Here is a 25,924-nt window from a genome sequence, read left to right as displayed (position 1 = left end):
TTACCAAATCACCTGGCTATTCTTCGTCGTCAATCGGGTCCTGTGGCTGGCTCTGGGATTGGCTCCACTCGCCATCCTGTTTTTGCATCAGTGCGAACCACTGTTGGCGCATGAACGCCAGGTAGCCTTCCGGTGCCTTGGCAAAATCCTTCTCGTCGGTGTAGCAGCCCGGCAACGGCAGTTCGGTGCCCTGCTCCTTGTACTCGCTGACCAGGGCCTGCTGCGCGGCTACGCTGCAATCCTTGGGCAACGGCATGCCACGCAATGCGCCGGCCTCCTCGTCCCACCAACTGGCGCCATAGCGGTCGACACCGCGCAAGCGGTATTTCTGGGATTTGCCCACGTGCATGATCAACTTGAATTCATTGGGGCTGACATCGCTGGTACAGGTGCGCGAATAGCCCACAGTGGCCTGGGTGATACCGTCGCCGGACAGGTCGGTGACCTGGGTCGCGGCCATGTCGAAGCGCAAGGCTGCGTCGAATTCGCAGTGCTGCACATCGTCGTAGAGCATCCACACGCGCTTGGGGTGCTTGCCGTCGATCAGGTACTGCGCTGCATACACGAAGGCCGATTGGGTGCCGTCATCGTCACGCTCGCTGACCTGCTCGGCGAGCACCAGCAGGTTCTTGCCCTGGCGGTCGTCCCAGGTATACGCGGCGACCTGTTTGCCCCGTACTTCCACCCCTTCGGGGACCTGCTCGACCGGGGTCAGGACCACCCCTGATTCAGCCCGCACGGTGGTGACACAGGCCACCGTCATCAACAACCCCACCAACACTGGCCGCAACTGGCCGCGTAAAAGCTGCACGCTATTCATCCGAGTACCCTGGCTAGAGAGGGCTTACTTTACCGGCACTTGAGGGGCAATGCAGAGAAGATTCTTCAATCACCCAAAGGCGTCATTCCGGCATCTTGCGTCAGCTCACGCTTTTATCGATAAGTCGTGTCGCGCAGTTGCCTGGCGGGCTAGCTGAACCCTAGCTGTCTACCTGTCAAATAAACGAGTTTTTCATCCGGCTTTCATATTCGTTCTACATTTTTACGCTTAATCTTGGGCCCCATGGACTTGAGAGCAAACCGCGCTTTGCCGACTAACCTGTTGATTACGCTTTACCTTTATATTTTTTAGTCTTTACTCCAGTTCATCAGGAAGAACAGGCTGCCAGGCTTCAGGAATGTCGAATGCACACCACGCACACCACTGCCTTTTAATCAGTTGCCTGCACTTTCGCCCACTGATTGCTGTTGTTTCAGCGCTCCAAAGTTGTTCTAACCCCGAGGTCATGAATCTTTGAAACCCTACCCTATTCATTGCGTGTCGATCGTTATCCCGGTCTACAACGAACAAGAGAGCCTGCCTGAACTGCTGCGCCGTACCACCGCAGCCTGCCAGCAACTGGCCTACGAATACGAAATCATCCTGGTGGATGACGGTAGCCGCGACAATTCGGCCCAACTGCTCGAAGACGCCGCCGCACAGGACGGCAGCCACGTGGTCGCGGTGATCCTCAACCGCAACTACGGCCAGCATGCCGCGATCATGGCCGGTTTCGAACAATCCCGGGGCGAGGTGGTGATTACCCTCGACGCCGACCTGCAAAACCCGCCCGAAGAAATCCCGCGCCTGGTGGAACAAGCCGCGCTGGGTTACGACGTGGTTGCCACCGTGCGCAACAACCGCCAGGACTCGGCCTTCCGCCGCTGGCCGTCGCGGCTGATCAACCTGGCCGTGCAACGCTCCACCGGCGTGGCCATGAGCGATTACGGCTGCATGCTGCGCGCCTACCGCCGCACCATCGTCGACGCCATGCTCGCCTGCCGCGAGCGCAGCACCTTTATCCCGATCCTGGCCAATGGTTTCGCGCGCCACACCACGGAAATTCTGGTGCACCACGCCGAGCGCGAGCACGGCGAATCCAAATACAGCGCCATGCGCCTGATCAGCCTGATGTTCGACCTGCTGACCTGCATGACCACTACCCCGCTGCGCCTGCTCTCCATCGTCGGCTTCAGCCTGGCGGCGCTGGGCATGCTGTTCGCCTTCGCGTTGATCGTGATGCGCCTGGCTTTCGGTGCCGACTGGGCCGGCGACGGCTTGTTCGTGTTGTTCGCGGTGCTGTTCGTATTCACCGGCGGGCAGTTCATCGGCATGGGCCTGTTGGGTGAATACCTGGGCCGCATGTACAGCGATGTGCGGGCCCGTCCACGGTTCTTTATCGAAAAAGTGCTGCGCAACCAACCGGCGGCGCCGGCTCCGGTCGTTGTGGTTGATGGTCTGGCCACTTCTCACTCCTCCCCTTCTCCTTCCGATCAGGTTTCGTCATGAGTCAAAAAGCTGTTGTCTTCGCCTACCACGATATTGGCTGCGCGGGCATCGAAGCCCTGCTCAATGCGGGTTACGACATCGCCGCCGTGTTCACCCATGCCGATGATCCCAAGGAAAACAATTTCTACGGTTCCGTCGCTCAACTCTGCGCACGCAACGGCATCCCGGTGCATGCCCCGGAAGACGCCAACCACCCGCTGTGGGTCGAGCGCATCGCCAAGCTGAACCCGGATTTCATTTTCTCGTTCTACTACCGCAACCTGCTGAGCGAGGCCCTGCTGGCCACCGCAAGCAAAGGCGCGTTCAACCTGCACGGCTCGCTGCTGCCCAAATACCGTGGCCGCGCCCCGGCCAACTGGGTGCTGGTGAACGGCGAGACCGAAACCGGCGTGACCCTGCACCGCATGGTCAAGCGTGCCGACGCCGGCGCGATCCTGGCCCAGCACAAAGTGCTCATCGACGCGACCGACACCGGCCTGAGCCTGCACGCCAAGCTGCGTGATGCCGCCACCCACCTGCTGCGCGATGCCCTGCCGCAACTGGCCACCGGCAAGCTGGCGGAAACCGCCCAGGACGAAAGCCAGGCCACCTACTTCGGTCGCCGCACCGCCGCCGATGGCAAGTTGGAATGGAAAAAGCCGGCGCAGGAACTGTTCAACCTGGTTCGCGCCGTGACCCAACCCTACCCGGGCGCCTTCTGCGCGGTGGGCGAGCACAAACTGATCGTGTGGCAGGCCGAAGTGGTCAAGGGCAACGAAGGTTTGGCGCCTGGCCGTGTGATCAGCGTCAATCCGCTGCGCATCGCCTGTGGTGAAGACTCCCTGGTGATTCGGTTCGGCCAGCGCAACGACAACGGCCTGTACCTGGCCGGCCCGTCCCTGGCCAACGAGCTGGGTCTGGTGGACGGTTCCGTACTGCGCGGCGCCGAGTCTGGCCGCAAGCCACGCCGCACTCGCGTGCTGATCCTGGGCGTGAACGGTTTTATCGGTAACCACCTGTCCGAGCGCCTGCTGCGCGACGACCGTTACGAAGTCTACGGCCTGGACATCGGCTCCGACGCCATCGAGCGCCTGCGCAGCCACCCGAACTTCCACTACGTGGAAGGCGACATCAGCATCCACACCGAGTGGATCGAGTACCACATCAAGAAGTGCGACGTGGTCCTGCCGCTGGTGGCCATCGCCACGCCAATCGAATACACGCGTAACCCGCTGCGCGTGTTCGAGCTGGACTTCGAAGAAAACCTCAAGCTGGTGCGCTACTGCGTCAAGTACAACAAGCGCGTGATCTTCCCGTCGACCTCCGAAGTCTATGGCATGTGCCAGGACCAGTACTTCGACGAAGACACCTCCAACCTGGTGGTCGGCCCGGTCAACAAGCAACGCTGGATCTACTCCGTGTCCAAGCAACTGCTGGACCGCGTGATCTGGGCCTACGGCGCCAAGGGCCTGAACTTCACCCTGTTCCGTCCGTTCAACTGGATGGGCCCGCGCCTCGATCGCCTGGATTCGGCCCGCATCGGCAGCTCCCGCGCCATCACTCAGTTGATCCTGAACCTGGTGGAAGGCACGCCGATCCGCCTGTTCGACGGCGGCGAGCAGAAGCGCTGCTTCACCGACATCGCCGACGGTATCGAAGCCCTGGCGCGCATCATCGATAACGACACTGACGCGTGCAACGGCCAGATCATCAACATCGGCAACCCGGAAAACGAAGCCAGCATCCGCCAGTTGGGCGAAGAGCTGCTGCGTCAGTTCGAAGCGCACCCGCTGCGTGGCAACTTCCCGCCGTTCGCCGGCTTCCGCGACGTGGAAAGCAAGGCGTTCTACGGGACCGGTTACCAGGACGTGGCCCACCGCAAACCGAGCATCGAAAACGCCAAGCGCCTGCTGAACTGGGAGCCGACCGTGGAGATGAGCGAAACCATCGGCAACACGCTGGACTTCTTCCTGCGTGAAGCCATGCTCGAAATTGCGGACAAGCACTGATGAAAGCTGGCCTGCGCATTGACGTCGACACCTACCGGGGTACCCGTGAAGGGGTGCCGCGGTTGCTCGAATCCCTGGATGAAGCGGGGGTGAAGGCGACGTTTTTCTTCAGCGTCGGGCCGGACAACATGGGGCGCCACCTGTGGCGCCTGATCCGTCCGCAGTTTCTGTGGAAGATGCTGCGCTCCAACGCGGCCGGCCTCTACGGCTGGGACATTTTGCTCGCCGGTACTGCCTGGCCGGGCAAGCCCATTGGCCGCGACCTGGGGCACTTGATGCGTCAGGCCAAGGCCGCCGGCCACGAAGTAGGCCTGCATGCGTGGGATCACCACGGCTGGCAGGCCAACACCGGGCGCTGGAGCGAGGCGCAATTGATCGAACAGATTCGCCGGGGTGTGGACACTTTGAGCGACATCCTGGGTGCGCGTATCGACTGCTCGGCGGCTGCCGGTTGGCGTGCCGACGAGCGCGTGGTGCAAGCCAAGCAAGGGTTCAACTTTCGCTACAACAGCGATTGCCGGGGCACCAGCCTGTTCAGGCCGACACTGGCCGATGGCAGCGCGGGCACCCCACAGATTCCGGTCGACCTGCCGACCTTCGACGAAGTCGTCGGGCCGGTCGTGGCGGCCAAAGACTTCAACGCTTTCATTCTTGACCGCTTCGCCGAGTCGAAGCTGAACGTCTACACGATCCACGCAGAAGTAGAAGGGATTCTGATGGCCAATGATTTTCGCCAGTTGCTCGCCCAGGCAGGGCAGCGCGGCATCGACTTCACCCCACTGGGCGATCTGCTGCCCGCCGACCTGACCACCCTGCCCCGGCAACAGCTGGTGCGCGGCGCATTGCCCGGCCGCGAAGGCTGGCTTGGAGTGCAGCAGGCATGATCCGCCGTTGGGCGCTGCCCCTGCTCCTGTTGGCGTTTGGCGTGTTTTACCTGTTGCCGCTGGCCACCCATGGCCTGTGGATTCCCGATGAAACCCGCTACGCACAGATCAGCCAGGAAATGCTGCTGACCGGTAAGTGGGCGTCGCCGCACTTCATGGGCATTCGCTACTTCGAAAAACCGGCGGCCGGTTACTGGATGATCGCGCTGGGCCAGGCGATATTCGGCCAGAACCTGTTCGGCGTGCGCTTTGCCTCGGCGCTGAGCAGTGGTTTGAGCATTTTGCTGGTGTACCTGGTGTCGTGCCGTCTGTGGAATGACCCGCAAAAAAGCCTGATCAGCAGCGTGCTGTACATGAGCTTCGTCAGCGTGGCCGCCCTGGGTGGGTACGCCAATCTGGACCCGCAGTTCACCTTTTGGGTCAACCTTACCGGCGTTGCCTTGTGGCTGTGTGTCGACAGCACCCGCCGCAGCGCGCGCTTGTGGTCGTGGGCGTTGCTGGGCCTGGCCTGCGGCATGGGCTTCATGACCAAGGGCTTCCTGGCGTGGTTGCTGCCGGTATTGATCGCCCTGCCCTACATGATCTGGCAAAAACGCTTTCGCGAACTACTGGGTTATGGCCTGGTCGCGGTGGTGGTGGCGATTGCCGTCAGCTTGCCCTGGGTGCTCACGGTGCATGCGCAAGAGCCGGACTACTGGAATTTCTTCTTCTGGCACGAGCATATCCAGCGCTTTGCCGGTGACGATGCCCAGCATGCCGAACCGTTCTGGTACTACCTGCCGCTGCTGGTAGCGTTCAGCCTGCCCTGGGTGGCGTTGCTGCCGTCCACGTTCAAGCGGGCGTGGCAGGAGAAACGCGACGCCAAAATCGGCTTCGTGGTCCTGTGGCTGTTGATGCCCCTGGCATTTTTCAGCCTGGCCAAGGGCAAGTTGCCGTCCTACATCATGCCGTGCCTGCTGCCGCTGGCCCTGTTGATGGGCCACACCCTCGCCGACAAACTGGCCCAGGGCCGCGAACGCGTCTTGCGTTTCAACGGCTGGCTGAACCTGGTGATTGGCGTGCTGGTCCTGCTGGCCCTGACCTGGTTCCAGCTGAAGAAACCGGTGTACGCCCACGGCCAGGAAACCTTCAGCCTGGTGCTGGTGTTCATCTTCCTGTTCGGTTGGATCCTGGCGAACCTGTTGCACGCCGCACGCCCCTCGAAACTGTGGGTTGCGCCGGTCATCGGCAGTTGGCTGATGGTTGCCCTGCTGCCGGCGGCGTTGCCCCATTCGGTGGTGTACAACAAGACCCCGGATCAATTCATCGTCGATCACCTGCAGGAGCTGCAATCCACCACCGCGCTGCTGAGCAACGACCTGGGCGCCGCTTCTGCGCTGTCCTGGCGCCTGGCGCGCCCGGATGTGACCCTTTACAACACCGTCGGCGAAGTGAAGTACGGCCTCGCCTACCCCGATGCCAGCGATCACAAGGTGGACACCGCTCAGGTCCAGGCGTGGATTAGCGAAGCCCGTAAACAAGGCGCGGTTGGCGTGGTGATGCGGGTCAAGGGTGACGATGAGATCGCCGAAGTCGCCTTGCTGCCTACCGACGGCAAGCGCTATGAGCAAGGCAATATCGTGATCCTGATCTTCCCGCAGGTCGCACCATGATCACGCTGCTGCTGTTATTGGCCGCCTGCTTGCTGACGTGCATGGGCCAGGTCTCGCAGAAGTTCGCGGTGGAAAGCTGGCGTGATCTGCCCGAGGGCTGGGTGCTGAAACTCCGCTCGCCGTGGCTATGGTCGGCGCTGGTGTGCCTGGGCCTGGGTCTGCTGGTGTGGCTGTTGGTGCTGCAACGCCTGGAAGTGGGCATCGCCTACCCCATGCTCAGCCTGAATTTTGTATTGGTCACGCTGGTGGCGCGCTTTGTGTTCCATGAACCCGTCGACGCGCGCCACTGGCTCGGCGTGCTGCTGGTGATCGCCGGTGTCGTGCTGTTGGGGCGCCACGTATGAGCCGCGCGCAGGGCTTTGCCCTGGCTCTGGGCAGCGTCGGGTTGGTCAGCGCCGCCCAACTGGGCATGCGCTGGAGCATGACACGCCTGCCGCTGCCGCATGAGTGGCTCAGCGTGCCCATCGACCTCGGTGCCCTTGGGGTGGTGGTCCTGGCGATCCTGGCCTACGCGCTGTCGATGCTCTGCTGGCTCGGCGCGCTCAAACACTTGCCGTTGGGGCGAGCCTATTCGCTGCTGAGCATCAGCTACGCGCTGGTGTATCTGCTGGCCGCCAGCCTGCCGCTGTTCCATGAAGATTTTTCGCTTTCAAAAACCCTGGGGGTGGCGCTGGTCATCCTCGGTGTGCTGGTCATCAACTCTCGTCGTGCTCGTGCTACAAGCCCCAGGAATGCCCCATGAAAATCAGTGTATTTGGTAGTGGTTACGTCGGTCTGGTGCAGGCCACCGTGCTGGCCGAAGTCGGTCACGATGTCATCTGCATGGACGTTGATCAGAACAAGGTCAAGCTGCTGCAGCAGGGCCACGTGAGTATCTTCGAGCCGGGGCTGTCGGCCATGGTCAAGGAGAACCTGGAAAGCGGGCGCCTGCACTTCACCTATGATGAAAAACTCGCGGTCGAACATGGCGAAGTGCTGTTTATCGCCGTGGGCACACCGTCGGATGAGGACGGTTCAGCCGACCTCAAATACGTACTGTCGGTGGGTGACGCGGTGGCCCGCCATCGGGTCGACCCGGTGATCCTGGTGGAAAAATCCACCGTGCCCGTGGGCACCGGCGACACCCTGCGTGCGCACATCGAAAAAGCCCTGCACCTGGCGGGCCGGCACCTGGAGTTCGATATCGTCTCCAACCCGGAATTCCTCAAGGAAGGCTCGGCCGTTGCCGACTGCCGCCGCCCGGACCGCATCATCATCGGCTGCGAACGTGAAGAAGTACGCGAGGTGATGCGCGACCTGTACGCGCCGTTCAACCGCAACCATGACCGCATCATCTTCATGGACCTGCGCAGCGCCGAGCTGACCAAGTACGCCGCCAACTGCATGCTGGCGACCAAGATCAGCTTCATCAACCAGATCGCCGAGCTGGCCGAACACCTGGGCGCGGACATCGAAGCCGTGCGCCTGGGCATCGGTGCCGACTCGCGCATCGGCTACCACTTCATCTACCCGGGCTGCGGCTACGGCGGCTCGTGTTTCCCCAAGGACATGCGCGCGTTGATCCACAGTGCCAAACAGGCCAACTGCTCCAGCGACCTGCTGGAAGCCGTGGAAGCGATCAATCAGCGTCAGAAGAGCAAGCTGTTCGAACGCATCAATGCGTTCTTCAAGGGCAACCTCAAGGGCAAGACCTTTGCCCTGTGGGGCCTGGCGTTCAAGCCCAATACCGACGACATGCGCGATGCCCCCAGCCGTGTGCTGATGGAGGCGTTGTGGGCCGCCGGCGCCAATGTGCGTGCGTTCGACCCGGAAGCCATGCAGGAAACCCAGCGGATTTATGGTGACGACCCACGGCTGATGCTGATGGGCACGCCGGAATCCACTTTGAGCGGCGCCGATGCGCTGGTGGTGTGCACCGAGTGGCAGCAGTTCAAGGCGCCGGACTTCGACCTGATCCACCAACGCCTGAAAACCCCGGTGATCTTCGACGGTCGCAACCTCTACGACGGCGAGCGCCTGGCCCGCAAAGGCTTCCAGTACTTCCCGATGGGCCGTGGCGATTCCTGCCAGTTGCCGATCCCGCAGCAGCAATGGGTGCCCCAGGTCGTGGAAGCCTGATACGTGAACAAAGCGCAACCTTCCCCGCTGAATGCGACGATCCGCCGACAGTCCCTGGGCTTGGGGCTGCTGGCGTTGCTGCTGTTCATTGCCGGCAGCTGGCACCAGGCGATCATCGGCTTCGACTCACGCTTCGTGGTGTTCGCCCAGGAGATGTTGCGTCACGGCCCGGGCTTTTTTCCCACGACCTACGGCCAACCCTATGCCGATTACCTCGCCACCTCGACGCTGCTCACCTGGCTGCTGTCGTTGCCCCTGGGGGAAGTCACCAGCCTGACGGCCTGGCTGCCCACGGCGATTGCATCGGCGCTGATCGTCATGCTGGTGTATCGCCTCACGGCGCCCTACTCGCAGCGCTGGGGCCTGTTGAGCATCGCGTTGCTGTTGCTCAGCAGCACGTTCATCAGCGAAACCCGCGCGGTGTCCCTCGATCAGATGCTTGCCCTGGTGGCCCTGGCGACGTTTTACCTGGGTTATGCCCATGATCACTTCGGCGCGGGCAAGCGCCTGTACCTGGTGTACGGCCTTTTGCTGATTGGCTTCGCGATCCGGGGGCCGATTGGCCTGGTCATCCCCACCGGCGTGCTGTGCAGCTATTACCTGATCAACCGCCAGTGGCGCCAGTTATTCAGTTTCGGCCTGCTGGCGCTGGCGCTGCTGGTGGCCGGGGTGGGCTTGCTGTTGCTGATGGCCAAGCTCAGCGGCGGCGAGAGCTTTATGCAGGATGTGATCCGCATGCAGTTCCTTGGCCGTATGGATGGCAGTGAAGGCTCCAGCGGTCCGCTGTATTACTTCACCAGTTCATTGGGCAACTACGCCCTCGCCTATCCCATGGCGCTGCTGGTACTGGTTGCCCTGTTTGCCAGTGGACGGCGCACGCCCGATCCGGCGCGGCAGTTGGTGCTGTACTGCGCGGCGGCGGCCTTGCTGGTGATGGTCGGCCTCTCGATTCCCCAGGCCAAGAAAGCGCGCTATATCCTGCCCATGCTGCCGATGGCGGCGATCATTGCGGCGTATCCATTCCAGGTGGCTCACGGACGCCTGTTTGCCGGGCTGCGTGGCTTGATGCTGGGGATCTGGAGCCTGTTGCCGGCGCTGTTGGTCATCGGGCTGCTGGTGGCGCGGCCGCGGTATCCGGAGCAACTGAACCAATTGGGTCTGATCTTCGCGGTGCTCGGTGCGCTTCAGGTGCTGGCGCTGCTGGCCCTGTTGAAGGTGCAATGGCGGCCCGTGGGGCCGGCTTTTGCCGCGGTACTGGCGGTGTGGGCGAGTTACATCATGGTCGTTGAACCGTTGGTGCGCAGTGTCTATGACACGCGCACCTTCACGCTGCAGGTCCACGAACAGGTCATGAAGCAGCGCGCACCGGTGGTGTTGCACGCCCTGGGCAAAGACGCCAAGGCGATCAAGTACATGGTCAACCTCGACTGCGACCAGGTGCCGCTGTTCACCCAGGTGCCTGCCGACCTGAAGCCGCTGCAAGCACCCGCCTGGCTGGTGATGAGCGAGGCAGACTACGAAGGGCTGACGGATCCGCGTTTTCGCAACCTGACCCCGACGCTGACCGGCGAGTTCGACCGCAACCCATACGTGCTCCTGCACCTGGTTAAAGCTGCCCAGCCCTGAAGGCGGGCAGCCCAGGGAAACGTCCTACATAGATATGCGTAATGACTGGAGCGCTTTCCCTTCCCCGTGCCTGAAACCCAACGATAAACTCCGTCGCCGAGTGCGTTAATTAATAACCACCCTGCTGGCGGGGCTCGGTGTTGCACACCCTACATAACGACAAGGACGCCGTAGACCAAAGTGTTTATGGCCTGCAAGAGGACGATGCCGTGGCCGATGACCGATTTTTCGACACCCTTTCACCGCTCACCCGGGACCAGGTGCGTGTGGGGTATATCCCTGTACCGAAACTGGATCGCTTGATGGGATTGCGCGATGCGTTGGTCGCCTTGAAAGGGCCCCTGGCTGATGATCCCCGGCTGCAGGAAAACCTGCAGAAACGCCTGTTCGATGAAGAACACAACCGGCGCGTGTTGGGTGAAGTGAGTGGCCTGGTCCGCGTGATCCGGCTTTAACTGCATTAACTTTGCATTCAACCTGCATTAATATGCATTAGCGCCCCTGCCTGGCGGGCGGCACACTAAGCAGGTTCCTCCCCCAAGTTGGAACTTTCAAAGGGCTTTTCCGGGAAACCAGACAAGCCTTTTTTTTCGCCCGTTGTTTATGGACCTTTTTCATGCTCGCTCGCTGGTTACCCGCTGCTATCAACACTCGCCCCACCGAATGGAGCCGTGCCGCCATTGGCATGGCCCTGGGCACTTTGTTCAGCGTCTGGCTGTGTGGCCAGGTGTTTGGCATGGAGGTCGGCTTGCACCTGCTCGGCCCCCTTGGCGCCTCCGCGGTACTGCTGTTTGCCGTGTCGTCGGGCGCCTTGGCACAACCCTGGTCGATCATCGGCAGCTACCTGTGTGCCGGGGTGGTGGCACTGCTGGTTGCACGCGTACTGGGGCCGACCCTGGGCAGTGCGTGCCTGGCGGCCGGGATGACCGTGATCCTGATGTGCTGGCTGCGCTGCCTGCACCCGCCGGCCGGTGGGTTGGCCATGACCCTGGTGCTGGCCGACCCGGCATCCGCCGCCCTCGGCTGGTATGAACTGGCGCCCGTCTTGCTCGGTGCCGCTACGCTGTTGGCCTGCGCCCTGGCCTACAACAACGCCACCCGTATCCGATATCCCAAGGGGACCGTGGAAACACCGGCAGCGGTCATTGGCCAACCCGCCACCGTGACCGACCCGGCTATTACCGCCGTCGATCTGAAGCTGGCCCTGGCCGAGATGGAGCAGTTCTACGACATCGAGCCTACCGAGCTGGAGCAATTGATCCATGCGGCCGAGAACCATGCACGCCGGCGCAGTATTGGCGAAGTGCTGTCCAGTCGAGTGGCCTGAAGTCGCTCTTTTTGTCTGCATAAATGCAAAAACGACCTGCATGATTCAGGGTTGTACGGGGCAAATTTGCACTGGTACGATCACGGGATGGCCCGTCTGCGGGCCGCTCGACAAAGAACAATAAAAGCAGGGAGTTAGAGATGACTGCTCAGGTTTCATCAGAGGCAAGCCGTACCCACGGGCCTCAGGACGAGGTACTCGCCGACGTCCGCAACCACATCGGCCACCTCACCCTCAACCGCCCCGCCGGCCTGAACGCCATCACCCTCGACATGGTCCGCCGCCTCACACAGCAATTGGAGGCCTGGGCGGATGACCCCAGGATTTATGCCGTGGTCCTGCGCGGTGCCGGCGAAAAAGCCTTCTGCGCCGGGGGCGATATTCGCTCCCTGTACGACAGCTTCAAGGCGGGCGACACCCTGCACGAAGACTTCTTCGTGGAGGAATACGCCCTCGACCTGTTGATCCACCATTACCGCAAACCCGTACTGGCCCTGATGGATGGCTTCGTGCTGGGCGGCGGCATGGGCCTGGTGCAAGGCGCGGACCTGCGTGTGGTCACCGAGCGCAGCCGCCTGGCCATGCCTGAAGTCGCCATCGGTTATTTCCCGGATGTGGGTGGCAGTTACTTTCTGCCGCGCATCCCTGGCGAGCTGGGAATCTACCTGGGCGTCACCGGTGTGCAGATCCGGGCCGCCGACGCCCTGTACTGCGGGCTGGCGGACTGGTACCTCGACAGCACCAGGCTGGACGACCTCGACCAGAAACTCGACCGCCTGCACTGGCAGGAGTCGCCGCTGAAGACCCTGCAAGGCGTGCTGGCCAAGCTCGCCGTGCAACAACTGCCCGACGCGCCCCTGGCGGCATTGCGTCCGGCCATCGACCACTTCTTCGCCCTGCCCGACGTGCCGAGCATCGTCGAGCAGTTGCAGCAAGTAACCGTGGCCGACAGCCATGAATGGGCGCTGACCACCGCCAGCCTGATGCAGACCCGCTCGCCCCTGGCCATGGCCGTCACCCTCGAGATGCTGCGCCGGGGCCGCCGCCTGCCACTGGAGCAATGTTTTGCCCTGGAGTTGCACCTGGACCGCCAATGGTTCGAACGCGGTGATCTGATCGAGGGCGTGCGCGCTCTGATCATCGACAAGGACAAGACCCCGCGCTGGAACCCGCCAACTCTCCACGGGCTGGACCCCAGCCATGTCGGGAGCTTCTTTCATCACTTCGACCAGGTTGTGAGCTAAGTCATGCAAGATATTGAATACACTGAAGAACAAGTGATGATTCGCGACATGGCTCGCGACTTTGCCCGCAATGAAATCGCGCCTTACGCGCAAGCCTGGGAAAAAGCCGGCTGGATCGATGATGCCCTGGTGGCCAAGATGGGCGAACTCGGCCTGCTGGGCATGGTGGTCCCCGAAGAATGGGGCGGCACCTACATCGACTACGTGGCCTACGCCCTGGCAGTGGAAGAGATTTCCGCCGGCGATGGCGCCACCGGCGCATTGATGAGTATCCATAATTCAGTGGGTTGCGGGCCAATCCTCAACTACGGCTCAACCGAACAGAAAAACACTTGGCTGGCCGAACTCGCCAGTGGCCAGGCCATTGGCTGCTTCTGTCTCACCGAACCTCAGGCAGGCTCCGAAGCGCACAACCTGCGCACCCGAGCCGAGCTGCGTGACGGCCAATGGGTGATCACCGGCGCCAAGCAGTTCGTCAGCAATGGCAAGCGCGCCAAGCTGGCGATCGTGTTTGCCGTGACCGACCCGGACCTTGGCAAGAAAGGCATTTCGGCGTTACTGGTGCCCACCAACACGCCCGGTTTCGTGGTGGACCGCACCGAACACAAGATGGGCATCCGGGCGTCGGACACCTGTGCGGTCACGCTCAACCAATGCTGCGTGCCCGAGTCCAACTTGCTCGGCGAGCGCGGCAAGGGCCTGGCGATTGCCCTGTCCAACCTCGAAGGTGGCCGCATCGGCATTGCCGCCCAGGCCCTGGGGATCGCCCGTGCAGCCTTTGAAGCGGCACTGGCCTACGCCCGTGACCGTGTGCAGTTCGACAAGGCGATCATCGAACACCAGAGCGTGGCCAACCTGCTGGCCGACATGCAAACCCGCCTCAACGCCGCGCGCTTGTTGATCCTGCACGCCGCACGCCTGCGCAGTGCCGGCAAGCCGTGCCTGTCGGAAGCGTCCCAGGCCAAGCTGTTCGCTTCGGAAATGGCCGAAAAGGTCTGCTCATCGGCCATGCAGATTCATGGCGGCTATGGCTACCTGGAGGATTACCCGGTGGAGCGTTACTACCGCGATGCGCGGATCACGCAGATTTACGAAGGGACCAGCGAGATTCAACGGATGGTGATTGCGCGGGAGCTGAAGCACTATCCGCTGTGACCGCGTTCCCACGCTCGGCGTGGGAACGATCGATCCAGCCGGTTATTTGTCCTTGAACGCTGGTGCGCGTTTGGCCACGAACGCCGCCATGCCTTCCTTCTGATCCAGCGTGGCGAACGCCGCATGGAACACGCGGCGTTCGAAGCGCACGCCTTCCGACAGGCTCACTTCAAACGCGCGGTTCACGCTTTCCTTGACCATCATGCTGATCGGCACCGACTTGCCCGCGATCAGCGTGGCGACCTTCAGCGCTTCCTCCAGCAACTCATCGGCCGGGACGATACGCGCCACGATCCCGCAACGCTCTGCCTCTACTGCATCGATGAAACGCCCGGTCAGGCACATTTCCATGGCCTTGGCCTTGCCCACCGCGCGGGTCAGACGCTGGGTGCCGCCCATGCCCGGCAGCACGCCGAGGTTGATTTCCGGCTGGCCGAACTTGGCGCCGTCGCCCGCCAGGATGAAGTCGCACATCAAGGCCAGCTCGCAGCCGCCGCCCAAGGCAAAACCGTTGACTGCCGCGATGATCGGCTTGCGGCGGTTGGCCACGCGGTCGCTGTCGCTGAACAGGTCGTCGAGGTAGATCTGCGGGTAGGTCAGCTCGGCCATTTCCTTGATGTCGGCGCCGGCGGCAAAGGCTTTTTTCGAGCCGGTCAGCACGATGCAACCGATCTCGGGGTTGGCTTCCAGGCTGTCCAGCGCCTGGTTCAACTCGCTGACCAATTGCGCGTTCAAGGCGTTCAGCGCCTGCGGGCGGTTCAGGGTGATCAACCCGACGCGGTCTTGGACTTCGAGCAAAATCGTTGCGTAACTCATGTAGCGGCTCCTTAGAGATTGCGTGAGATGACCATGCGTTGAATATCGCTGGTGCCTTCGTAGATCTGGCAGACCCGCACATCGCGGTAGATCCGCTCCAGGGGAAAGTCGGCGAGATAACCGTAACCGCCCAGGGTTTGCAAGGCGGCCGAACAGACCTTTTCGGCCATTTCCGAGGCGAACAGCTTGGCCATGGACGCCTCTACCAGCGCTGGCTGGCCGCTGTCACGCAGGGTGGCGGCGTAATGCACCATCTGTCGCGCCACGGCGATCTGGGTGGCCATGTCCGCCAGGCGAAACGCCACGGCCTGGTGTTCGATCAACGGCTTGCCGAAGCTTTCGCGCTCCCGGGCGTAATCCCGCGCGGCTTCGAAGGCGGCCCGGGCCATGCCCACCGATTGCGCGGCAATCCCCACGCGACCGCCTTCGAGGTTGGCCAGGGCGATCTTGTAGCCTTCGCCCTCCTCGCCCAGTCGGTTGGCCACGGGTACCTTCACGTCCTCGAACAGAATCTGACACGTGTCGGAGGCATGCTGCCCCAGCTTGTCTTCGACCCTTGCCACGCTGTAGCCCGGCGAGTCGGTGGGCACGATAAACGCGCTGATCCCGCGCTTGCCCGCTGTCGGGTCAGTGACGGCGAACACAATCACCACCCCGGCATTCTGCCCGGAGGTGATGAACTGCTTGCAACCGTTGAGCACGTAGTGATCACCGTCCAGGCGTGCGCGGGTTTTCAGGCTGCTGGCATCGGAACCGGCCTGGGGCTCGGTCAGGGCAAATGCTCCGAGCATCGCGCCGCTGGCCAGGGGGGTAAGGAACTGTGCCTTTTGCTGATCGGTGCCGAACTTGAGGATCGGCACGCAGCCCACCGAGTTGTGCACGCTCATGATGGTCGAGCAGGCGCCGTCACCGGCGGCGATTTCCTCCAGGGCCATGGCATAGGCCAGGTAGCCGGTGTCGCAACCGCCCCACTGTTCCGGCACCAACATGCCGAAAAAGCCCAGTTCGGCCATTTCACCGATGGCCTCCCTGGGGAAGCGGTGTTGACGGTCCCACTCGGCGGCGAAGGGTTTCAGGCGTTCCTGGGCAAATTGCCCGGCCGCCTCGCGGATTTGCAGCTGTTCTTCATTGGGGAGCATGGGCTGCCTCTGAGATAAAAAGCCTTAATACAGGCATTCGACGGCCATGGCCGTGGCTTCGCCGCCGCCGATGCAAATGGCGGCTACCCCACGTTTGAGGCCTTTTTGGCGCAGGGCTGACAGCAGCGTGACCAGGATCCGCGCGCCGGAAGCACCGATCGGATGGCCCAGCGCACAGGCACCGCCGTGAACATTGACCTTGGCATGGGGGATTTCCAGCTTGCTCATGGTCACCAGGCTGACCACCGCAAAGGCTTCGTTGATCTCGAACAAGTCAACTTCGCCCAGATTCCAGCCGGTCTTGCTCATCAGCTTGCGAATTGCGCCAACCGGTGCCACCGGGAACAGCCCCGGCTCATCGGCAAAGGCCGCGTGCCCGTGAATCACCGCCAAGGGTTTCAGGCCGCGCTGCTGCGCTTCGGACTGACGCATCAGCAGCAACGCCGCCGCGCCGTCGGAGATCGAGCTGGAGTTGGCCGCCGTGACGGTGCCGCCTTCGCGGAACGCCGGTTTGAGGCTGGTGATCTTGTCCAGCTTGGCCTTGGGTGGCTGCTCGTCATGCAGGATGGTTTTCTGCTCTTTGCCGACGGTGACCTGTACCGGCACGATTTCGGCGGCGAAGCTGCCGTGGGTGATGGCTTCCTGGGCGCGGGTCAGGGAGGCAATGGCAAACGCGTCCTGGGCCTCGCGGCTGAAGCCATTGTGCATGGCGCAGTCTTCGGCGAAGGTGCCCATCAGACGGCCTTTTTCGTAGGCGTCTTCCAGGCCGTCGAGGAACATGTGGTCGAGTACCTTGCCATGGCCCATGCGGTAACCGCTGCGGGCACGGTCCAGCAGGTAGGGCGCGTTGGACATGCTTTCCATGCCGCCGGCAATCGCCACATCGACACTGCCCGCCACCAGCGCATCGTGGGCCAGGATTGCGGCCTCCATGCCCGAGCCGCACATTTTGTTGAGGGTGGTGCAACGGGTGGCCTTGTCCAGCCCGGCACCGAGCGCCGCCTGGCGTGCCGGGGCCTGTCCGAGCCCGGCCGGCAGCACACAACCGAACAGCACTTCATCCACGGCATCCGGTGCGATACCGGCGCGCTCGACCGCCGCACGTATGGCGGCAGAGCCCAGTTGCGGGGCGGTAAGGCTCTTGAGGTCGCCCTGGAACCCGCCCATGGGCGTGCGCACGGCGCTGACAATAACGATGGGATCGTTCATGACGCTGTCTCCTTACTTGGCTGCCATGCGCAAGGCACCGTCGAGACGGATCACCTCGCCATTGAGCATGCTGTTTTCAATGATGTGTCGCACCAGAGCGGCGTATTCGTCGGGTTTGCCCAGGCGTGGCGGGAACGGTACGCCAGCGGCCAGGGAATCGCGCACTTCCGGGGTCATGCCGGCCATCATCGGCGTTTCGAAAATGCCGGGGGCGATGGTCATCACCCGAATGCCGAAGCGCGCAAGCTCACGGGCAGCGGGTAAGGTCAGGCTGGCAATCGCGCCCTTGGAGGCCGAATACGCGGCCTGGCCGATCTGCCCGTCAAACGCGGCGACCGATGCAGTGTTGATGATCACCCCGCGTTCGCCATCGGCGTTCGCGTCGGTTTCAGCGATGGCGGCGGCGGCCAGGCGCAGCAGGTTGAAGCTGCCGATCAGGTTGACGTTGATCACCTGGGCAAAGCTGGCCAGGCCATGGGGGCCGTTTTTGCCGAGGATTTTCTCGCCGCGCACCACACCGGCGCAGTTGACCAGGCCATGCAAACCGCCAAACGCGGCGACGGCCGCCTGCACGGCGGCTTCGGCGGCGGCTTCCTGGCTGATGTCCGCCACGGCGCTGCGCGCGTTGTCACCCAACTGCCTGGCCTTGGCGGCGACGGCGTCGGCGTTCAGGTCGACCAGCATTACCTTGGCGCCAGCGGCGACGAGCATCTCGGCCGTGGCCGCGCCGAGGCCCGAAGCGCCGCCGCTGACCAGGAATACCTTGTTTTCAATCTGCATCATCGTTTCCTTAAAAGTGGGTCACGCAACGGCCGCCTGGGCCTTCGCGATTTCCTGGTTACGCAAAATGAAGCGTTGCAACTTGCCGCTCGGGGTCTTGGGCAAGTCGCTGACAAATTCGATTTCCCGTGGGTAGGCATGGGCGGCCAGACGCTTGCGCACGTGCTGGCGCAGCTCCTCGGCCAGTTCCGGATTGGCGCGGTACTGCTCGCCGAGCACCACGAAGGCCTTGACCAGTTCGGTGCGCTCCGGGTCGGGTTTGCCGACCACAGCGGCTTCGATCACGGCGGGGTGTTCGATCAACGCACTTTCCACATCGAACGGGCCGACCCGGTAGCCGGAGGTGGTGATCACGTCGTCACTGCGCCCCACGAAGCTGATGCTGCCGTCGGGGTTCAGCTCCACCGTGTCGCCGCTGAGGTAATACTTGCCGACGAAGGCCTTGGTCTTCACGCCGTCATAGCCGGCGAACCAGCACATTGGCGATTGTTCGCGGTCGATTGCCAGAATGCCCGGCCGGCCGGCGGGCAGTTCCTGACAGTCCTCGTCCAGCACCACGATGCGATGCCCCGGCGAGGCAAAACCCGCCGACCCCACATGCACCGGATGCTCCAGGCCATGGTGGTTGCACAGCACCATGCCCAGTTCGGTCTGGCCGTAGTGGTCGTGGATGGTCACGCCCAGGTGGTCGGCGAACCAGCGGATCACTTCCGGGTTGAGCGGCTCGCCGGCGCTGCTGACGATGCGCAACCGGCCCTTGATCGCGCGGGCGAACTGCTCGCCACCGGCGATCAGCAAGCGATACGCCGTGGGGGAACCAGTCAGGTTGGTGATGCCATATTTGTTGATCACCCGGCAGGTGCTTTCCAGGGTGAACGGGCCGTCGTAGAAGGTGATCGGGTGGCCCATGGACAACGGCCCGGTCACACCGAAGTAGATGCCATAGGCCCAGCCCGGGTCGGCAACGTTCCAGAATGCGTCGTCGGGGCGCAGGTCCACTGCGTCGCGGGTGTAGCTCTGAAATGCGACGATGGCCTTGAGCGGCACCGACAACGCCTTCGAGGGCCCGGTGGTGCCCGAGGTGAACATCAGCAGGAACGGATCATCCGCACCGAGCAGCACGGGCTCGCACACGTTGGAATGGTTGGGCAGCTCAGCCCAGAAACTGAAATCGCCCCGCACAATGCCTTCACCGCGAGCGCCGCCGACCGTGACGATGGTCGGGCAGCCTTCCACTTCGACCAGCTTGGGGCGATTGACCGCATCGGTGACCACCAGCGCAGCCCCCGAACTGCTCAAACGGTGCTCGATGGCCTTGGGCCCGAACGCGGTAAACAACGGCTGATAGACCGCGCCGATGCGCCAGGTGGCGAATACCACCACCAGCAATTCGGCAGTACGCGGCAGCAGGCCCGCCACACGGTCACCGCGCTTGACGCCCTGGGCCAGCAGAAAGTTGGCAAAACGCGCGGCCTGGTCCTGCAAATCGGTAAAGGTCGAAGTGGCACTGCGCCCGTCCTTGCCCTCCCAAAACAGCGCGATACGCCCGGGCAGCGCGTGGCGGTCGCAACACTCCACGCAGGCGTTCAACCCCTGCAAGGTGCCGGACAGTGCCGCATTGACGGTGTGCTGGTAATCAAACCCGGTGGAGGCAGCCAAGTAATCGCGCATCGTTTCAAATCCTTCTGTATTTTTATTTTCAGGACGCAAACCGTGGAAATAGTCGCTCCAGAGCACCGGAGCGGCAATGGTCAAAGCCTTCAACGTGGCTGACTGGTTTGGCCAATGCCGCCCTTGATCATAGACCTCGCTGATGAGTCGGTCGGCCCAAGCGATTGGACGCCCTGCCAGCCAGCTTCTAACCTGTTGGCCTGCGCCACCGAAGAAGCTTCCTGATGATCGTTCGTCCCAAACCCAACCTCCTGGGCATCCTGTTTTCCCTCAAGGGCTCGATTGCCAAGCGTATTGCCCTGCGCAGCCTGCTGGTGACCTTGCTGGCGTCGGTGATCGTGTTGGTGGAAACCTGGCACCCGGCGTATTTTTCCAAGGTCAATGCCACGCCGTTCACCTTGCTGGGCTTGTCGCTGTCGATCTTCATGAGCTTTCGCAACAATGCCTGCTACGACCGCTGGTGGGAGGGGCGCAAGCAGTTGGGGCAGATGATCATCGAGGTGCGTTCGCTGATCCGCGAGACCCAGATGCTGGCCGACAAGGCAGAGCGCGCATATCTGTTGCGCGGTTTGTGCGGGTTTGCCCATGGTTTGATCGCGCGCTTGCGGCTCGAGGATGAACGCCAGGCGGTGCAACCCTGGATTGGGCTGGCGGCCGGCCATCCGAATGTGCCGGATCAGGTGCTGCAACAGGTGGGCGGGCGTTTTTCCGCGCTGGCCGAACAAGGTGTGATCAGCGAGTGGCGTTACACCCAGCTGGAGACCCGGTTGGTCAGTCTGAGCCAGGTGCAGGCGTCATGCGAGCGCATCAAGCACACACCGCTGCCCTTCCCTTACACCCTGCTGCTGCACCGCACCATCTACCTCTTCTGCATTTTGCTGCCGTTCGCCATGGCCGAGCCCTTGGGCTGGTTGACGCCGGTGTTCACCGCCATCGTCAGTTACACCTTCTTTGGCCTTGATGAAATCGGCGATGACCTGGAAGACCCGTTCGGTTTCGACGAAAACGATCTGCCGTGCAACGCCCTCCTGCGTACCCTGGAGCGGGACGTGCTGGCGGCCCTTGGTGAAAGCGATTTGCCGCCTGTCCTGGAACCGCTGGAGTACGTGCTGACCTGAGGCGGGTTTGACACTCGCGGTGGTCTGACCGAAGCTGATGGCTTTGTACTAGCCTCCTTCGCTCTCGGACGCCTGCATGTCAAAGTCACGCCGTTACTCCATCGTCGGCCTGTGCGCCCTGCTGTTTATCGTGCTGATCACCTGGTATTTCTCCCGCTCCACACCGGTCGCCGTGCCGCCGGCGATTGCCCATGGCTACGCCAAGGCGCTGAGACAGGCGCACAACGGCGAGCCTGGCGCCGCCCGCGTGCTGTACCAGCAACTGGGACGCCCGGACCTGTCGCCCGAGCGCCGCGCGGCCCTGCACGCCGAACTGCCCAATTACCCGAGCCCTCAGGCGTTGAAACTGGCCGACAAAGACCTGGCCAATGACGCGCCGCTGGTGCGTGAAGCGGCGATCCACAGCATCGTCGGCCTGGTGCCCACCGGCCAGCGCACCCTGCTGCTCGGTCCGGTGCTGGATGACCCCGAACAAGACGTACGCTTCGCCGCTGCCAACGCGCTGCTGGGTCTCTCCCCGGACACCCTGGGTCTTTATTTCGGGCCGTTGCAGCAGGTGCTCGACGAATTCGTGAAGAAGCTCAAGGGGCAGCCCGAAACCGCCGAGGGCTGGATTCAGCTCGCGCGTTTGTACATTCACAGCGCGCTGTTGCCCGATGCGCAACATGCACTGGAGCAAGCCGTACGCCTGCAACCGGACAACCTGCAGGCGGTGGTGGCGCAGATCGAGTTGCTGGATAAACAAGGCAAGACCGACGAATCGCGCCAATTACTGGCCCGGCAGTTGGCGGCACACCCGGATTCGGCCTATCTGCAACACGCCCTGGGCCTGTGGCTGTTGCACCATGGCGAGCGCCCGTATGCACTGTTGGGGTTGTCGAAAGCGGTGGAGCTGGAGCCGGATAACCAGGATTACCGCTACGACCTCGCCACCACCTTGCACGCGCAACAGGAGCTGGAAGCCGCTCAGCGCCAACTGGAAGACATCCTTCAACGTCACCCGGCCAATCGCAAGGCGCGGGTGCTGCTGGTCAATTACTGGAAGGAATCCGGCCAGTTGCAGAACGTGCAGGTGCTGTTGGCACAACTCGAACAGCAGAACCCGGATGACCCGGCCTTGCAGCAAGGCCTGTAGCCACTCCAAAAAGTTGCAAATCCCACCGCGCCCCGTAAAAGCGTGGAACCGCCACAAACCGTTACGGTCAAGTGAATATGGCGCACCCAGAGCGGCGCGCACCTCTACTTGTACATGACATGAGGGCAGTCCTTGTCTACATCCAACGCGCTGTTGAGTGAAAAGGCGGCCACCGGGATCGAAGGTCTTGACGACATTCTGGCCGGAGGGCTGGCACGCAGCCATCTGTTCTTACTGGAGGGTGAACCCGGTACCGGTAAAACCACCGTGGCCCTGCATTTTCTGCGGGCCGGTGCGCAAAACGGTGAACGCTCGCTGTACATCACCCTGTCGGAAACCGAGCGCGAACTGCGCCAGGGCGCCGGTTCCCATGGGTGGGAGCTGGATGACAACATCGAAATATTCGAGCTGACCCCACCGGAAAACCTGCTGAATGCCGAGCATCAGCAGAGTCTGTTGTATTCCTCCGACCTGGAGCTGGGGGAAGCCACCCGACAGATTTTCGAAGTGGTCGAGCGGGTAAAGCCGACCCGGGTGGTCATCGACAGCCTGTCTGAAATTCGGCTGCTGGCACAAAGCTCACTGCGTTATCGTCGGCAGATCCTGGCGATCAAGCATTATTTCGTGCGCTACGACGCCACTGTGCTGCTGCTGGACGACCTCACCACCGAAGCCCTCGACAAAACCGTGCACAGTGTGGCCCATGGCGTGATTCGCCTGGAGGAACTGACGCCCAACTATGGCGCCGAACGCCGCCGGGTTCGCGTAGTCAAGTACCGTGGTCAGAAGTACCGTGGCGGTTTCCATGACTTCACCATCATGCAGGACGGCGTGCACGTCTTCCCTCGTCTGGTGGCGGCCGAACACCGCAGTGGCTATGTACGCGAAACCCTCACCAGTAGCATTCGCGAGCTCGATGCCTTGCTGGGTGGAGGTATAGAAACCGGCTCCAGCAGCCTGATCCTCGGCCCGGCAGGTACCGGCAAGTCGCTGATTTCGATGATATTCGCTACCGCCGCCGTCGCCCGAGGCGAAAAGGCTGCCTTGTTCATTTTCGATGAAGAACTGGGGCTGTTGTTCGAGCGCATGAAACACATGGGCATCGATCTGCAGGCTCTGCAAGCCACCGGCAACCTGCTGATCGAGCAAGTCGACGCCGCCGAATTGTCCCCCGGCGAGTTTTCCCACCGCGTACGACGCTGCGTCGATGAGCGCGGCATCAAGACGGTGGTGATCGACAGCGTCAACGGTTATCAAGCCGCGATGCCGGAAGAGAACGCGCTGATCCTGCACATGCACGAACTGCTGCTGTACCTCAACCGGCGCGGTGCGGCGACCTTCATGACCGTTGCCCAGCATGGTCTGGTGGGCGATATGCAGGCCCCGGTGGACATTACGTACCTGGCCGACACAGTCATCCTGCTGCGTTACTTCGAAGCCCTGGGCAAGGTGCGTCGCGCCATCTCGATCATCAAGAAACGCACCGGCAGCCATGAGTCGACGATTCGCGAATACCGCATCGGCGCTCAGGGCATGACCATCGGTGAGCCTCTGGACGCGTTCCAGGGCGTGCTGCGCGGCGTTCCCAACTACATGGGCGCCGCCGCTCCACTGCTCAAGGACAATGCTCAGTGAGCAACTTGCCTCCCGTTTCCGAACGCGCAATTGTTCTCGCCCCGCTGGGGCGTGACAGTACCCTGGCGTTGATGATGCTCAACGAAGCCGGCTACCACGGCATCGTCGCCGACAGCCTGGTAACAATGTGCGAGGCGTTGGAACAAGGCGCAGGATTGCTGATCATCGCAGCGGAAGCGTTGCACGGCGTCGATCTTGAGCCGCTGCTGGAGCAACTGCACCAGCAACCGGCCTGGTCTGATTTGCCCATTGTCTTGATGACCCATCATGGCGGCAGCGAGCAGAACGGCTCGTCGCACCTGAGTGGTCTGCTGGGTAATGTCACGTTTCTGGAGCGGCCTTTTCACCCCGTCACTCTGATCAGCCTGGTGAGCGCGGCTCTGCGCGGGCGGCGCCGTCAGTATGAGGCCCGTGACCGCCTGGTGGACTTGAGCCAGAGCGAGCAGCGCCTGCAAAGCACCCTGGAAACCCTCGAGCAACAGGTGGAAGAACGCACCGCGCAGCTGCGTCACAACGAAGATGCGCTGCGCCAGTCGCAGAAAATGGAAGCGGTCGGCCAATTGACCGGCGGCATCGCCCATGACTTCAACAACATGCTCACCGGCATCATCGGCAGCCTGGAACTGCTGCGCAGGCGCGTTGCCCGGGGCAGGCTGGACGACATCGACAGCCTGATCGACCTGGGCGTAACCTCGGCCAACCGTGCTGCCGGCCTCACCCACCGTCTGCTGGCGTTTTCACGCCGTCAGTCCCTGGACTCCAAGCCCGTGGAGCTCAACCATCTGGTGACCTCCATGGGCGAGTTGCTGCAACGCAGCATCAATGAAAGCATCGCCCTGGATATGCGCCTGGACGGTCAACTGTGGATCGCCGAAGCGGATCCCAACCAACTGGAAAGCGCCCTGCTCAACCTGGTAATCAACGCCCGGGACGCCATGCCCAACGGCGGCAAGCTGGTGGTGGAAACCACCAATCGCCACCTCGACAGCGTATTCACGGCGGCCTATGGCAGCCTGAAGCCCGGTGACTACGTGGAACTGAGCGTCAGCGACACCGGCTGCGGTATCCCGGAGGGCGTGATCAGCCGCGTGTTCGACCCCTTCTTCACCACCAAGCCGATCGGTCAGGGCACCGGCCTGGGTCTGTCGATGATCTACGGCTTTGCCCGCCAGTCCCATGGTCATGTGACGATTCACAGCGAAGTCGACAAGGGCACCACGGTCAGCCTGTTCCTGCCGCGCTTCATGGGTGAAGTCGCAGCAGAAGAAGCCGTGAATCCGGCGCTGTTGCCGTTCGCCAATGCCGGCGAGACCGTGCTGATCGTCGAGGATGATCCGGCGGTGCGGGTGCTGGTCAGCGCCGTACTCAAGGAGCTGGGATATGGTTTTGTCGAGGCCGGTGACGCCGATACGGCGGTGCCGATCATCGAATCCGACCAGCGCATCGACCTGTTGATCAGTGATGTCGGGCTGCCGGGCATGAACGGCCGCCAGTTGGCCGAAATCGGCCGGCAGATTCGTCCCGACCTCAAGGTGCTGTTTATCACGGGCTATGCCGAGCATGCGGCGGTGCGAGGCGGGTTCCTCGACCCGGGCATGCAGTTGATCACCAAACCGTTCACCTTCGACCTGCTGACGGCCAAGGTTCGGGAGATGATCCGGAACTGACTGGAGCCGCTCAGGGCTGCGGCGCAGCCCTGCGGGGGGGGGTCAGGCCAGCAAACGCTGAATGTGCTCCTGCAACGTATCCAGGTCGAACGGTTTGGCCAGGATCGGTGCGTTGCGCGTGATCGGGCTGTTGCAGTCGAGAATCTCCTGCGGGTAACCGCTGATGAAGATCACCTTCAGTTCCGGACGCAGCTTGATCGCAGGCTCGGCAATCTGTACCCCGGAAATGCCACCTGGCAGACGGTAGTCCGTGACCATCAGGTCCAGGTGCGGCTTGGTCGCGAGAATTTCGAAGGCCTGCTCCCCGTCGATCGCCTTCAACACCCGATAGCCCAGGCCCGCCAGGTATTCACCCAGCACAAACATAATGGATTCGTCGTCCTCGACGATGAGAACGACATCTTGTGCATCTTCACTCATGGGAAGCCTTT

General features: G+C 62.4%; 23 protein-coding genes. 16 read left to right on the top strand and 7 right to left on the bottom strand.

Annotated elements, in window-relative coordinates:
- Positions 1-16: 16 nt before the first annotated feature.
- A complete protein-coding gene (locus ACW9IB_RS01055; protein ID WP_457411883.1) occupies positions 17-820 on the bottom strand; it encodes a M949_RS01915 family surface polysaccharide biosynthesis protein in 804 nt (267 codons plus the stop codon).
- A gap of 474 nt (positions 821-1,294) precedes the next feature.
- Between ACW9IB_RS01055 and arnC the strand changes: the two genes are divergently transcribed.
- From arnC to ACW9IB_RS00995, 12 genes are all read left to right on the top strand, one after another.
- Complete coding sequence (gene arnC, locus ACW9IB_RS01050) at positions 1,295-2,329, top strand: undecaprenyl-phosphate 4-deoxy-4-formamido-L-arabinose transferase (protein ID WP_457411881.1); 1,035 nt, start codon at positions 1,295-1,297, stop codon at positions 2,327-2,329.
- Complete coding sequence (arnA, locus tag ACW9IB_RS01045) at positions 2,326-4,317, top strand: bifunctional UDP-4-amino-4-deoxy-L-arabinose formyltransferase/UDP-glucuronic acid oxidase ArnA (protein WP_457411880.1); 1,992 nt, start codon at positions 2,326-2,328, stop codon at positions 4,315-4,317. Before arnC ends, arnA begins: the two co-directional genes overlap by 4 nt.
- On the top strand, positions 4,317-5,201 hold the full coding sequence (gene arnD, locus ACW9IB_RS01040) for a 4-deoxy-4-formamido-L-arabinose-phosphoundecaprenol deformylase (RefSeq protein ID WP_457411879.1): 885 nt from the start codon (positions 4,317-4,319) through the stop codon (positions 5,199-5,201). Before arnA ends, arnD begins: the two co-directional genes overlap by 1 nt.
- Positions 5,198-6,853: a lipid IV(A) 4-amino-4-deoxy-L-arabinosyltransferase gene (gene arnT, locus ACW9IB_RS01035; RefSeq protein WP_457411877.1), complete on the top strand. Its 1,656-nt coding sequence runs from the start codon at positions 5,198-5,200 to the stop codon at positions 6,851-6,853. Before arnD ends, arnT begins: the two co-directional genes overlap by 4 nt.
- Positions 6,850-7,197 (top strand): 4-amino-4-deoxy-L-arabinose-phosphoundecaprenol flippase subunit ArnE, encoded by a 348-nt coding sequence (arnE, locus tag ACW9IB_RS01030; protein ID WP_457364457.1) that lies wholly within the window; start codon positions 6,850-6,852, stop codon positions 7,195-7,197. The genes arnT and arnE overlap by 4 nt, the downstream gene beginning before the upstream one ends.
- Positions 7,194-7,595 (top strand): 4-amino-4-deoxy-L-arabinose-phosphoundecaprenol flippase subunit ArnF, encoded by a 402-nt coding sequence (arnF, locus tag ACW9IB_RS01025; protein WP_457411875.1) that lies wholly within the window; start codon positions 7,194-7,196, stop codon positions 7,593-7,595. The genes arnE and arnF overlap by 4 nt, the downstream gene beginning before the upstream one ends.
- Positions 7,592-8,971 (top strand): UDP-glucose dehydrogenase family protein, encoded by a 1,380-nt coding sequence (locus ACW9IB_RS01020; RefSeq protein ID WP_457364455.1) that lies wholly within the window; start codon positions 7,592-7,594, stop codon positions 8,969-8,971. Before arnF ends, ACW9IB_RS01020 begins: the two co-directional genes overlap by 4 nt.
- Positions 8,972-8,974: 3 nt before the next feature.
- Positions 8,975-10,597, top strand: coding sequence for an ArnT family glycosyltransferase (locus ACW9IB_RS01015; RefSeq protein ID WP_457411873.1), 1,623 nt, complete (start codon positions 8,975-8,977; stop codon positions 10,595-10,597).
- 290 nt (positions 10,598-10,887) lie between these two features.
- A complete protein-coding gene (locus ACW9IB_RS01010; RefSeq protein ID WP_457364486.1) occupies positions 10,888-11,052 on the top strand; it encodes a hypothetical protein in 165 nt (54 codons plus the stop codon).
- A 161-nt stretch (positions 11,053-11,213) separates the two neighbouring features.
- Complete coding sequence (locus tag ACW9IB_RS01005; protein WP_457364453.1) at positions 11,214-11,924, top strand: HPP family protein; 711 nt, start codon at positions 11,214-11,216, stop codon at positions 11,922-11,924.
- A gap of 140 nt (positions 11,925-12,064) precedes the next feature.
- On the top strand, positions 12,065-13,168 hold the full coding sequence (locus ACW9IB_RS01000; protein ID WP_457411871.1) for an enoyl-CoA hydratase/isomerase family protein: 1,104 nt from the start codon (positions 12,065-12,067) through the stop codon (positions 13,166-13,168).
- A 3-nt stretch (positions 13,169-13,171) separates the two neighbouring features.
- Entirely contained in the window at positions 13,172-14,323 is a 1,152-nt protein-coding gene (locus ACW9IB_RS00995; protein WP_457411870.1) for an acyl-CoA dehydrogenase family protein, read from the top strand.
- 42 nt (positions 14,324-14,365) lie between these two features.
- On the opposite strand, the gene ACW9IB_RS00990 is transcribed toward ACW9IB_RS00995, so the two are convergent.
- Genes ACW9IB_RS00990 through ACW9IB_RS00970 form a run of 5 tightly spaced genes read right to left on the bottom strand, consistent with a single transcriptional unit; the run spans position 14,366 to position 19,938 of the window.
- Positions 14,366-15,139 (bottom strand): enoyl-CoA hydratase, encoded by a 774-nt coding sequence (locus tag ACW9IB_RS00990; RefSeq protein WP_457411869.1) that lies wholly within the window; start codon positions 15,137-15,139, stop codon positions 14,366-14,368.
- An 11-nt stretch (positions 15,140-15,150) separates the two neighbouring features.
- Positions 15,151-16,278 carry an acyl-CoA dehydrogenase gene (locus tag ACW9IB_RS00985; protein WP_457411867.1) on the bottom strand — a complete coding sequence of 376 codons (1,128 nt, stop codon included), beginning with the start codon at positions 16,276-16,278 and terminating at the stop codon, positions 15,151-15,153.
- A gap of 24 nt (positions 16,279-16,302) precedes the next feature.
- The gene (locus ACW9IB_RS00980) at positions 16,303-17,487 is read right to left on the bottom strand and encodes an acetyl-CoA C-acyltransferase (protein ID WP_457411865.1); all 1,185 of its coding nucleotides are present in this window, start codon (positions 17,485-17,487) and stop codon (positions 16,303-16,305) included.
- 12 nt (positions 17,488-17,499) lie between these two features.
- Positions 17,500-18,267 carry an SDR family NAD(P)-dependent oxidoreductase gene (locus tag ACW9IB_RS00975; protein WP_457411863.1) on the bottom strand — a complete coding sequence of 256 codons (768 nt, stop codon included), beginning with the start codon at positions 18,265-18,267 and terminating at the stop codon, positions 17,500-17,502.
- Between the two features lie 21 nt (positions 18,268-18,288).
- The gene (locus ACW9IB_RS00970) at positions 18,289-19,938 is read right to left on the bottom strand and encodes an AMP-binding protein (protein ID WP_457411862.1); all 1,650 of its coding nucleotides are present in this window, start codon (positions 19,936-19,938) and stop codon (positions 18,289-18,291) included.
- 224 nt (positions 19,939-20,162) lie between these two features.
- On the opposite strand from ACW9IB_RS00970, the gene ACW9IB_RS00965 reads away from it, so the two are divergent.
- From ACW9IB_RS00965 to ACW9IB_RS00950, 4 genes are all read left to right on the top strand, one after another.
- Positions 20,163-21,056, top strand: coding sequence for a bestrophin family protein (locus ACW9IB_RS00965; protein WP_457411860.1), 894 nt, complete (start codon positions 20,163-20,165; stop codon positions 21,054-21,056).
- Between the two features lie 76 nt (positions 21,057-21,132).
- Positions 21,133-22,191 carry a tetratricopeptide repeat protein gene (locus ACW9IB_RS00960; RefSeq protein WP_457364444.1) on the top strand — a complete coding sequence of 353 codons (1,059 nt, stop codon included), beginning with the start codon at positions 21,133-21,135 and terminating at the stop codon, positions 22,189-22,191.
- A 132-nt stretch (positions 22,192-22,323) separates the two neighbouring features.
- Positions 22,324-23,826, top strand: a complete 1,503-nt coding sequence (locus ACW9IB_RS00955) for an ATPase domain-containing protein (protein ID WP_457411859.1) — start codon at positions 22,324-22,326, stop codon at positions 23,824-23,826.
- Positions 23,823-25,493, top strand: coding sequence for an ATP-binding protein (locus tag ACW9IB_RS00950; protein ID WP_457411858.1), 1,671 nt, complete (start codon positions 23,823-23,825; stop codon positions 25,491-25,493). Before ACW9IB_RS00955 ends, ACW9IB_RS00950 begins: the two co-directional genes overlap by 4 nt.
- A gap of 42 nt (positions 25,494-25,535) precedes the next feature.
- Here the strand turns inward: ACW9IB_RS00950 and ACW9IB_RS00945 are convergent, their stop codons facing one another.
- Positions 25,536-25,913, bottom strand: a complete 378-nt coding sequence (locus tag ACW9IB_RS00945) for a response regulator (protein WP_003217591.1) — start codon at positions 25,911-25,913, stop codon at positions 25,536-25,538.
- Between the last annotated feature and the right edge of the window lie 11 nt (positions 25,914-25,924).

It is taken from the genome of Pseudomonas sp. SDO524_S393, assembly GCF_054071875.1.
This window is presented reverse-complemented; position numbering and strand designations above follow the sequence as displayed.

What these genes read in the sequence shown, in the direction of transcription:
- ACW9IB_RS01055 (WP_457411883.1), bottom strand. Translation starts at nt 820, where the DNA reads ATGAATAGCGTGCAGCTTTTACGCGGCCAGTTGCGGCCAGTGTTGGTG.
- ACW9IB_RS00970 (WP_457411862.1), bottom strand. Translation starts at nt 19,938, where the DNA reads ATGCGCGATTACTTGGCTGCCTCCACCGGGTTTGATTACCAGCACACC.
- ACW9IB_RS00960 (WP_457364444.1), top strand. Translation starts at nt 21,133, where the DNA reads ATGTCAAAGTCACGCCGTTACTCCATCGTCGGCCTGTGCGCCCTGCTG.
- ACW9IB_RS00945 (WP_003217591.1), bottom strand. Translation starts at nt 25,913, where the DNA reads ATGAGTGAAGATGCACAAGATGTCGTTCTCATCGTCGAGGACGACGAA.
- ACW9IB_RS00985 (WP_457411867.1), bottom strand. Translation starts at nt 16,278, where the DNA reads ATGCTCCCCAATGAAGAACAGCTGCAAATCCGCGAGGCGGCCGGGCAA.
- ACW9IB_RS00975 (WP_457411863.1), bottom strand. Translation starts at nt 18,267, where the DNA reads ATGCAGATTGAAAACAAGGTATTCCTGGTCAGCGGCGGCGCTTCGGGC.
- arnF (WP_457411875.1), top strand. Translation starts at nt 7,194, where the DNA reads ATGAGCCGCGCGCAGGGCTTTGCCCTGGCTCTGGGCAGCGTCGGGTTG.
- ACW9IB_RS00965 (WP_457411860.1), top strand. Translation starts at nt 20,163, where the DNA reads ATGATCGTTCGTCCCAAACCCAACCTCCTGGGCATCCTGTTTTCCCTC.
- arnD (WP_457411879.1), top strand. Translation starts at nt 4,317, where the DNA reads ATGAAAGCTGGCCTGCGCATTGACGTCGACACCTACCGGGGTACCCGT.
- ACW9IB_RS01005 (WP_457364453.1), top strand. Translation starts at nt 11,214, where the DNA reads ATGCTCGCTCGCTGGTTACCCGCTGCTATCAACACTCGCCCCACCGAA.
- ACW9IB_RS00990 (WP_457411869.1), bottom strand. Translation starts at nt 15,139, where the DNA reads ATGAGTTACGCAACGATTTTGCTCGAAGTCCAAGACCGCGTCGGGTTG.
- ACW9IB_RS01020 (WP_457364455.1), top strand. Translation starts at nt 7,592, where the DNA reads ATGAAAATCAGTGTATTTGGTAGTGGTTACGTCGGTCTGGTGCAGGCC.
- ACW9IB_RS01000 (WP_457411871.1), top strand. Translation starts at nt 12,065, where the DNA reads ATGACTGCTCAGGTTTCATCAGAGGCAAGCCGTACCCACGGGCCTCAG.
- arnE (WP_457364457.1), top strand. Translation starts at nt 6,850, where the DNA reads ATGATCACGCTGCTGCTGTTATTGGCCGCCTGCTTGCTGACGTGCATG.
- arnT (WP_457411877.1), top strand. Translation starts at nt 5,198, where the DNA reads ATGATCCGCCGTTGGGCGCTGCCCCTGCTCCTGTTGGCGTTTGGCGTG.
- arnA (WP_457411880.1), top strand. Translation starts at nt 2,326, where the DNA reads ATGAGTCAAAAAGCTGTTGTCTTCGCCTACCACGATATTGGCTGCGCG.
- ACW9IB_RS00995 (WP_457411870.1), top strand. Translation starts at nt 13,172, where the DNA reads ATGCAAGATATTGAATACACTGAAGAACAAGTGATGATTCGCGACATG.
- ACW9IB_RS00980 (WP_457411865.1), bottom strand. Translation starts at nt 17,487, where the DNA reads ATGAACGATCCCATCGTTATTGTCAGCGCCGTGCGCACGCCCATGGGC.